The sequence below is a fragment of the Streptomyces sp. NPDC005574 genome (assembly GCF_040605435.1).
Taxonomy (GTDB): Bacteria; Actinomycetota; Actinomycetes; order Streptomycetales; family Streptomycetaceae; genus Streptomyces.
Map to the genome: position 1 here is coordinate 40272 of NZ_JBEXCW010000065.1, position 9375 is coordinate 49646.

The window sequence follows — 9375 nt, forward strand, 5'->3', positions numbered from 1 at the left end:
GGGTCAGCTCCTCACGAGGGCGGCGGCCGGGGCCGGGGCCGGGGTGCGCTCGGCGAGCGGGATCACGGGCGGGATCGACTCGGGCGGCTCGCCGAGCAGCACCCGGCGCACCACGCGCTCGGCCGCGCGACCGTCGTCGAACTGGCAGAAACGCTCCCGGAACGCGGCGCGCAGGGCGGTGGCGGAATCGTCCGCGTACGAGCCGTCGGTGAAGGCGGCGGCCAGTTCGTCCGGGGTGCGGGCGACGCGGCCGGGCGGGCACTCCGTCAGGTCGAAGTAGACGCCCCGGGTCTCCCGGTAGACGTCCCAGTCGTCCGCGTACACGACGATCGGCCGGTCCAGGTTGGCGTAGTCGAACATGATCGACGAGTAGTCGGTGATCAGCGCGTCGGCGGCCAGGCACACGTCCTCGGAGGAGCGGTGCCGGGTGACGTCGATGATCCGGCCGCTGCCGCGCGCCGCCCCCTCGTCGTAGAAGTAGTGCGCGCGCAGCAGGATCACGTACTGGTCGCCGATCGCCTCGCACAGCGCCTCCAGGTCGAGGCGGGACTCGAAGCCGGTGCTGTAGTCGCGGTGCGTGGGCGCGTACAGCAGCGCCGTCCTGCCCTCGGGGACGCCCAGTTCGCGGCGGACCCGGGCGACGTCCTCGGCGCTCGCCGTGCAGTAGACGTCGTTGCGCGGATAGCCGTACTCCAGGGTCTCGTGCGCGGCGGGGAACGCCCGCTCCCACATCTCGGTGGAGTGCCGGTTGGAGGTCAGGTTGTAGTCCCAGCGGTCCACCCGGGCCAGCAGGCGGCTGAAACTGCCGGTCGCCGCGGCCACCACGGGATAGGTCGCCTGGTCGACGCCCATCTTCTTCAGCGGGGTGCCGTGCTGGGTCTGCAGGTGCACGCTGCCGGGGCGTTTGACGACGGCGTCCGCGAAGTTGGCGTTGTTCACGAGATAGGTGGCGCGGGCGAGCACCTCCCAGTACTCGCGGCTGCCGATGACCGCGTGCTCCACGTCCTCGGGCATCGCGGCCACCGCGTCCGGCTCGACCAGGAACACCGCACGCAGATGCGGGGCGAGTTCACGGGCCTTGACATGGATCGCGGCCGGACTGCACGCGTAACCCCGGCCCCAGTAGGCGCAGTACACGGCGAGCGTGGGGTCCAGCGGGCGGCGCAGTGCGCGGGCGTAGTGCAGCCGGGTGCGCAGTCCCTGGGGGCTCGGGACGCGCCGGGCCGCCCGCGCCGCCGACCGGTTGGCGCCGCGCAGGGCACGGAAGGCGGTGTACGCCCCCGACGACAGCAGCCGGTGCTGAACGCCCAGGCTGCCGCCCGGAGTCGGGTAGCCGGCGGGGCGGTGGCGCCGGTACAGACGGGCCGCCCGGCGGAAGAAGGCCCGGCGTCCCGAGGTGAGCCGGCGGGGATGGGCGGCGGTCTTCAGGACCGTGGCGAACAGCTGCTCGAACAGGGCGTGCGACCGCTCGGCGGACAGTCCCCGTGCGGCGGCCCGGGTCAGCACCAGGTCCGCCTGGTCGAGGAGTTCGACGTGGTGGGCGCCCGGCCGGTTGACGCGACTGCCCTGGCGACGCACCAGATGCCGGACGACGACCTGGCGCAGCACGGCCGTCCGTTCGGCCTCGACCGTGACCAGCCCGCCGAAGCCGACGTCCGTGAAGTGCCCGTCCGGGAAGACGAGTTCGCGCTCGGTGAGGAAGTCCCTGCGGTAGACGGCGCTCCACGCGGGGAGTTGGACGCCGGTGAGCCGCGGGGCGCGGCCGGGCGCGAAGACGCCGTCCGGTGCCTTCGCCAGGAGCTGCGCGGCCGGGTTGGCGGGCTCGCCCTCCCACCAGGGGGCCCGCTCGTACTCCGCGTACAGGACGTCGGCCTCGCCGTCGGCCGCGGTCCGCGCCAGCCGCGCGTCCAGCGCCGCGAGGGCGCCCGGGACGAGGACGTCGTCGCCGTCCAGGAACAGCAGGTACGCGCCGGTCGCCGCCCGCAGCCCGGCGTTGCGGGCCCCGGCCAACCCGGCCGACGGCGGCGAGTGCACCGGGGCCACGCGGGAGTCCCGCCCGGTGTACCGGGCGACGACGTCCGCGGCGGGGCAGTCCGGCGCGTCACAGACCGGGATCAGCTCGAAGTCCCCGAAGGACTGGGCGAGGACCGAGTCCAGCGCCTGGGACAACCGGCCGGCGACCCCGTGGGACGGGACGATGATGCTGAAGCGGGGCATTCTGCTCTTTCTCTCGGTGTTCTCGCGGAGACCTGGCGCCGCGGACGGCGACGTTCGTGCGACGGGGCGAACGTCGCCCGTCACGGCACCGGGCGCCGCGGACGGCGTCGCGGCGACCGGGACCCCCGGCCGGCCGCCACGTGGACGGCCGGGTCGGCGTGGGTCGCGACGGACGGGCAGGCATACGGGCGGACTCCCCGGGCTGGCAACGGTGTTCAGCGGCGGTCGGTGACGGTCAGGGGGCCCGCGGGCTGCGGCACGGTGGCCAGCGGCGAGCGCGCCAGGGCGGCGGCCGCCGCCGGCACCGGGCGGCGCTCGGCCAGCGGTACGACGCACGGCAGCCGCGCCTCCTCCTCCCCGAGCACGATCCGGCGTACGACGCGTTCGGCGGCGCGTCCGTCGTCGTGCGGGCAGAAACGCTCGCGGAAGGCGGCGCGCAGCTGGGTGGAGCGCGAGCCGCGCCAGTGGCCGTCTGCGAAGACGCCGATCAGCTCGTCCTCGCTGCGCGCTACCACGCCCGGCGGGAAGGACCGCAGGTCGAAGTAGGTGCCGCGGGCGGCCTCGTACGCCTCCCAGTCGTCGGCGTGGATCACGATGGGGCGGTCCAGGTTGGCGTAGTCGAACATGATCGACGAGTAGTCGGTGACCAGCGCGTCCGACGCGAGGCAGAGGGACTCGACGCTCGGGTGGCCGGTGACGTCGATCAGCCGGCCGCCGGGTCTGTCCACCAGCGGGGCGCCGTAGCGGTGGTGGGCGCGGGCCAGCACGACGAAGCGGGGGCCGAGGCGGCGCAGCAGGCGCTCCAGGTCGAGGGCGGTGCGCATGCTCCGGCGGTAGTCGCGGTAGGTGGGCGCGTACAGGATCGCGACCGAGCCGGCCGGGATGCCGAGCGACGCGCGCAGCCGGGTCACGTCCGCCGAGGTGGCCCGCTGGAAGACGTCGTTGCGCGGGGAGCCGTACTCCAGGGTGGAGTAGCCGCCGGGGTAGACGCGCTCCCAGGTCAGGGTGGAGTGCCGGTTCGCGGTCACGACGTAGTCCCACTGGTCGACCCCGCGCAGCAGCTCGGCGAAGTCGGTGTCGCGGGCCGCCGCCGGATGTTCCTGGAGGTCGAGGCCCATGTGCTTGAGCGGGGTGCCGTGCTGGGTCTGGACGAAGACCTGACCGGGGCGCTTGACCACCCCGCGGTCGAAGTCGACGTTGTTGACCAGGTACTTGGAGCGGGCGAGCGCCGTCCAGTACGCGGCGGTGCCCGGACGCAGCCGGCGCGGGCCCGGCGGGATCGTGTGGTGGTGCTCGGGCCGGGCGATCCACGCCGTGCGCACCTGCGGCGCGTGCGTGCGGAACGCCTGCTCCAGGGCGCCCGGACCGCAGCCGTGGCCGCGCCCCCGGTAGGCGGCGAAGACCGCGCGGTCGGCCCGCAGCGGCAGGCGCAGCTGGAGGCGGTAGTGCAGCCGGAGCACGGTGCGGCGGACCGACCTCAGCACCCGCGCGCCGAGCCGGAGCGTCCGCCGGTGCAGGGCCGACGCCAGTTGCAGCACACGGAACGTGCGGTGCAGGCCCAGCCGCACCAGCGCGTGCCTCGGCCGGGAGCTCAGCGGCACGGGGGCGCCGGCGACGCGGTAACGGCGGTAGTGCGCGCGGGCCCTGCGCAGGAACTCGGCGCGGGTGCCGCGCGGCAGCCGGCCGCGCCGGGTGAACACCTTCGCCAGGTGGTCGACCATGCGGCGGAACAACACCGCACGCCAGCGCGCCAGTTCGGGGCGCCCGTCGATGAACGCGAAGACACGGTCGTACTGTTCGAAGACGTCGAAGTGACGGCGGCTCGTGGTGCCCAGGATGTTGCCCTGGCGGCGTTGCCGGTAGTGCACGCACGTCCGGTCCAGGGTCGCGATCGACTCCGCGGCCAGCAGGGCCGGGAACGTCCAGGGCGTGTCCTCGTAGTAACCGGGCGGGAAGGTGAAGCCCTCCCGCTCCACGAACTCCCGGCGGTACGCCTTGTTCCAGGCCACCATGAGCAGGCGCAGCAGCCCCGGCCTGTCCGCCAGCCGGAAGGGCGCCGGGCCCTCCTCGGTGAGCTGCGCGGCGGCCGCGTTGCGGACGGTCTCGCCCGACCAGTACGTGCGCGCGTAGTCGTACACGAGGACGTCCGGCTCGCCGGTCTCCTTCAGCCGGTCCGCGATCGAACGCAGCGCGTCCGGGGTCAGCGTGTCGTCGCCGTCCAGGAACAGCACGTAGTCGCCCGTCGCCTCGGCGAGCCCCGCGTTGCGGGCGCGGCCCAGCCCCTGGTTCTCGGCAAGGTGGACCGGCCGCACGCGCGCGTCCCGGGCCGCGAACTCGTCGATGACGGCCCCGCAGGCGTCCGGCGAGCGGTCGTCGACCGCGATCAGTTCGAGATCGGGGTACGACTGGCGGAGCACCGAGTCCAGACACTCGTGCAGGTACGCCTGAACCTTGTACGCGGGGACGATGACACTGAACCTGGGCAAGGCACATCCATGGGTCGGCGCGGGCGTTCTGCCCGGGAACGGCCAATGGAGTGAGTTGGTTACGCCACGTACGGCATACGGGGGATTGTGGGTGAACGTGAGGGGGCGGGCCGGTGTCGCCGGCCCGCCCCCTCCTCGGCTGCTCCAAGGGCCCCTGCCGTCGGCCTACTTGACCGCGCCCGCCATCACGCCGGACACGAACTGCCGCTGGAACGCGAAGAACACGGCCAGCGGGATCACCATGGAGATGAAGGCGCCCGGCGCCAGGATCTCGATGTTGCTGCCGAACTGCCGTACCTGCTGCTGGAGCGCGACGGTCAGCGGCTGCGACTGACTGTCGGAGAACACCAGCGCCACCAGCATGTCGTTCCACACCCACAGGAACTGGAAGATCCCCAGGGACGCGATCGCCGGCGCGCCGAGCGGCAGCACGACGGTCGTGAACAGCCGCACCTCGCCCGCCCCGTCGAGCCGTGCCGCCTCCAGCAGTTCCCGCGGGATCTCCGCGAAGAAGTTGCGCAACAGGAAGATCGCGAACGGCAGTCCGAAGCCGACGTGGAAGAGCACCACGCCGATGATGTCGCCGAAGATGCCGATCTTGCCGAAGAGGTCCGACAGCGGGATCAGGGCCACCTGCACCGGTACGACCAGCAGCGCCACCACGACCACGAACCACCAGTCGCGGCCCTTGAAGTCCATCCAGGCGAAGGCGTATCCGGCCATCGCGCCGATCAGCACCACCAGCAGCGTCGCCGGGACGGTGATCCAGATGGTGTTCAGCAGCGAGTGCGTGATCGCGTCGTTCTCCAGGAGCGTCCGGTAGCTCTTCACGGTCAGCTCGCTCGGCGCGGTGAACGCCTTCCACCAGCCCGAGGAGGCGATGTCGGTCGGGTCGCGGAAGGAGGAGACCAGCAGGCCGAACGTGGGCACCATCCACAGCAGCGCGACCAGGATCAGGAAGACCCGGGTCACCCCGCCCGCCGCGCCGCTCGCCATCCGGGCGGCGAGGGAACGCGGGGCGCGCACGCCGGTCGTGTCGAGGGCGGTCACCGTTGACGCTCCCTTCGGAGCCGGCGGATGTTGACGAACATCACCGGCAGGACGAGCAGCAGGAGGATGACGCCGATCGCGCTGCCGGCGCCGTAGTTGCCGCCACCGCCGAAGGACGACAGGAACAGTTGCAGCGCCAGGACGTTGGCGTCGTCCTGACTGGGCTGCGGGGCGATGATGTAGACCAGGTCGAAGATCTTCATCACGTTGATCATCAGGGTGACGAGGACGACGACCAGGACCGGCGTCAGCAGCGGCACCGTGACCTTGCGGAACACCTGCCACTCGTTGGCGCCGTCGACCCGGGCCGCCTCCAGCAGGTTGCGGTCGACGCCCGCCAGACCGGCCGCGATCAGGACCATCGCGAAGCCCGCCCACATCCAGACGTAGCTGCCGATGATGGCCGGGGTGACCAGGGTCGGGCCGAGCCAGTCGATGCCGTTGTAGGCGGCCGCGAAGTTCGAGCCCGGCAAACGCAGTCGGGCTCCGTCGGCCTTGGCCGGCAGGGTGAAGGTGCCGTCCGCCCCGCTCGTCGCCGAGGCGACCACCTCGCCGTCCCGTACGGCCTCCACCTTCACCCCCTTCAGCGCCTTCTCACCCGGGTCGACCTGGCCCTTCGTCCCGCCGCCGCCCAGCTTGAAGTCCAGCCAGACGGTGCCGGTGACGCCGGCGCCACTCGCCGCCCTGGCGTTCTCGGGGGTGCCGGGGAGCCTGTTCGGGGCGATCCCGACGAGGGGGAGCAGAGCCGGGGTGCCCGCCCGTACCGCCCCCGTCGTGGTGAACGAGCCGCCGCCGGACGCCTTCAGGTCGCTCGCCGCGGCGTTGGGCCTGGCCTTGGGATACACCGAGGAGTCTGCGAAGGCGTCGTGCACGGAGGTGACGACCGCGTTGGCGACGCCCTGGTCCGGGTCCTGCTCGTACACCAGGCGGAAGATGATGCCGGCGGCCAGCATGGAGATCGCCATCGGCATGAAGATGAGCAGCTTGAACGCCGTCGCCCAGCGCACCCGTTCGGTCAGCACCGCGAAGATCAGGCCCAGCGCGGTGACGAGGGCCGGGGCGACCGCGACCCAGATCGCCGTGTTGCGGACCGCGGTGAGCGTCGAGTTGTCGGTGAAGATGTCCCGGTAGTTGTCCAGGCCGACGAAGCCCGAGCCGTCGGCGTCGTAGAGGCTGCGCCAGACCGAGTACCCGATGGGGTAGACCACGAGCGCGCCGAGGAGCACCAGCGCGGGCAGCAGGAACAGCACCGCCACCCACAGCCGGGTCCCCGTCACGCTCTTGCGCGGGGTGACGGAGGGCGCCGGCAGCGCGCCGGCACCCCCCGTCGAGTTCGCGACCGAAGCCATCTTGGGCCGTCAGCCGGCCTTGTACGCCTTGGCGGCGTCGGACTCTAGTCTGCTCTGGGCGCCCGCCACGTCGCTCGGGTTCTTCAGGAAGTCCTGGAGGTCCTTCCACTCGCCGATGCCGGCCGTACCGCCGAACGCCGCCGGGGCCTGGTCGGACATGTCGAAGCGGAAGTCGTCGCCCGCCGCGAGCAGCGCCTTGGCGATGTCCCGGGTCACCGCGTCCTTGTACGTGCCCTGGTCCATCGCCTTGTTCGGCGATATGAAGCCGCCCTGCGCCGCCCAGATCTCCGCCGCGTCCGTCGAGGCCAGGAACGTCATCAGCGCCTGCGGGCCCTTGCCGTCCTTGAGGACCACGGCCACGTCGCCGCCGCTGACCACGGGGGCCTGCGCGCCGACCGCCGGGAACGGGAAGACCTTGGCGTCCGTGCCGACCTTCGCCTTGGTGTCCGCGTTGATGTTCGCGGTCACGAAGTCGCCCTCGTAGACCATCGCGGCCGGGTTGTCACCGGAGAAGGCCTGGGTGACCGACTTCGGGAACTCCGTCTGCAGCGCGCCGGAGCGGCCACCCGCGATCAGGTCGTCCTTGCCCCAGAGCTGCGCCAGCGTGGTCAGCGCGTCCTTAACGGACGGGTCCGTCCACTTGATCTTGTGCTGGGCGAGCTGGTCGTACTTCTCCGGGCCGGCCTGCGACAGGTAGACGTTCTCGAACCAGTCGGTGAGCGTCCAGCCGTCGGCGCCGCCGATGGACACGGCCGGCGAGCCCGCGTCGGACAGCGTCTGGGCGGTGGAGAGGAAGTCCTTCCACGTCTTCGGCGCAGCCGTGACGCCCGCCGCCTCGAAGGCGGCCGTGTTGTACCAGACCAGCGACTTGTTGGCCGCCTTCACGTACACGCCGTACTGCTTGCCCTTGTACGCCCCGAGCTCCTGCCAGCCCGTGGAGAAGTTCTTGGACGACTGCGCCTTCGCCTCGGCGCCGAGCGGCTTGAGCCAGCCCTTGTCCGCGAACTGGTGCAGCACACCGACCTGCGGCAGGAACGCCACGTCCGGCGGCTTGCCGCCCTGGATCTTGGTACCGAGGAAGGTGGAGGTGTTGTTGCCGGTCGGCACGAAGTCGACCTTGGCGCCGGTGCGTTTCTCGAACTCGTCCAGGACCTTGGTGAAGTTGTCCTGCTCGGGTCCGGTCCAGACGGCGGCGACCTCCAGTGTCTGTCCGTCGAGCTTGGGGAGTTGCAGGGAGCTGCCGCTCGCCGAAGGGCTCCCCGACTGGCCCCCCTTGCCGTTGTCGTCGTCTCCGCCGCACCCGCTGAGTGCCAGCGCGAGGGTGCCGGCCAGTACGGCTGCGGTGGTTCTCGCGACCCCGCGGGTCCCGATGGTGCTGTTCGTGCTGCGCATCAATGCCCCGTTCTTCGTTCCTCGTCGAACGCTCGAACGCTGTCCCGTGTGATCTGGTCTACGCCTGGGTGAACGAGGGCTGCAAGACCGCGTCTGGTGTCAAGTGGGCGATCGTGATGCCCTCGTGACCAGTGCGTCCGCCGCATGCGCGCGAGGGGTGCAGGAGTGTGAAGAGTCCGGCGCGCGCGGGATCGGACGGCGGGATCCGGGGCAGTCGGAGGGGTTCGGAAGGGGCACGGTCCCCTCGTGGGTACGGCGCCGGGCGCTCCGCCGCCGTCGACGCGGGCCTCGGCCGGCCCACGTGGCCCTCCGAAGGGCAGGGCGCCGTCGTCGACGCACTGCGTCGGCCGCGCGGTTCGGGGCGTCCCGGTTCAACGGCGGGGCGTGGCACACGGCGTTGGCCGCGCGGTTCGGGCGTCTCCGCCCACCGGTGGGGCGCGACCCGTCACGTTCGCCGCGCGGTCCGGGGTGCCTCTGCCCCATGGTGGGGGCGCACCATGTTCGCGGCGCGGTCCGGGGCGCCTTTACCGGACGGAGGGGCGCGGCCTGCCCCGTTCGCCGCGTGGTCCGGGGGCGTCCCGGTTCAACGATGGGGCGCGGCTCGCCTCGTTCGCCGCTGCGGTCCGGGGCGTCCCCGGCCCCACGGCATGGCGCGGCACATCGGGTTGACCGCGCGGCCCGGGGCGCCTCCGGTCAACGGAGGGCGCGGTCCGCCTCGTTCGTCGCGTGGTCCGGGGCGTCCCCGGCCCCACGGCATGGCGCGGCACATCGGGTTGACCGCGCGGCCCGGGGCGCCTCCGGCCAACGGAGGGCGCGGCCCGCCTCGTTCGTCGCGTGGTCCGGGGCGTCCCCGGCCCCACGGCATGGCGCGGCACACCGGG

Annotated in this window: 5 protein-coding genes; all 5 read right to left on the minus strand. The window is 72.4% G+C overall.

The window, feature by feature from the left end:
- Positions 1 to 3: 3 nt before the first annotated feature.
- The 5 genes from ABZT03_RS30845 to ABZT03_RS30865 all read right to left on the minus strand — a co-directional run bounded on the left by ABZT03_RS30845 (position 4) and on the right by ABZT03_RS30865 (position 8494).
- Positions 4 to 2217 (minus strand): CDP-glycerol glycerophosphotransferase family protein, encoded by a 2214-nt coding sequence (locus ABZT03_RS30845; protein ID WP_356045476.1) that lies wholly within the window; start codon positions 2215 to 2217, stop codon positions 4 to 6.
- Between the two features lie 215 nt (positions 2218 to 2432).
- Positions 2433 to 4703, minus strand: coding sequence for a bifunctional glycosyltransferase family 2 protein/CDP-glycerol:glycerophosphate glycerophosphotransferase (locus ABZT03_RS30850; RefSeq protein WP_356045479.1), 2271 nt, complete (start codon positions 4701 to 4703; stop codon positions 2433 to 2435).
- Positions 4704 to 4868: 165 nt separating this feature from the next.
- Positions 4869 to 5699 (minus strand): carbohydrate ABC transporter permease, encoded by an 831-nt coding sequence (locus ABZT03_RS30855; RefSeq protein WP_356045489.1) that lies wholly within the window; start codon positions 5697 to 5699, stop codon positions 4869 to 4871.
- Positions 5700 to 5749: 50 nt separating this feature from the next.
- On the minus strand, positions 5750 to 7102 hold the full coding sequence (locus ABZT03_RS30860; RefSeq protein WP_356045482.1) for a sugar ABC transporter permease: 1353 nt from the start codon (positions 7100 to 7102) through the stop codon (positions 5750 to 5752).
- A 9-nt stretch (positions 7103 to 7111) separates the two neighbouring features.
- A complete protein-coding gene (locus ABZT03_RS30865) occupies positions 7112 to 8494 on the minus strand; it encodes an ABC transporter substrate-binding protein (RefSeq protein ID WP_356045485.1) in 1383 nt (460 codons plus the stop codon).
- Positions 8495 to 9375: the final 881 nt, after the last annotated feature.

What these genes read in the sequence shown, in the direction of transcription:
- ABZT03_RS30845 (WP_356045476.1), bottom strand. Translation starts at nt 2,217, where the DNA reads ATGCCCCGCTTCAGCATCATCGTCCCGTCCCACGGGGTCGCCGGCCGG.
- ABZT03_RS30855 (WP_356045489.1), bottom strand. Translation starts at nt 5,699, where the DNA reads ATGGCGAGCGGCGCGGCGGGCGGGGTGACCCGGGTCTTCCTGATCCTG.
- ABZT03_RS30860 (WP_356045482.1), bottom strand. Translation starts at nt 7,102, where the DNA reads ATGGCTTCGGTCGCGAACTCGACGGGGGGTGCCGGCGCGCTGCCGGCG.
- ABZT03_RS30865 (WP_356045485.1), bottom strand. Translation starts at nt 8,494, where the DNA reads ATGCGCAGCACGAACAGCACCATCGGGACCCGCGGGGTCGCGAGAACC.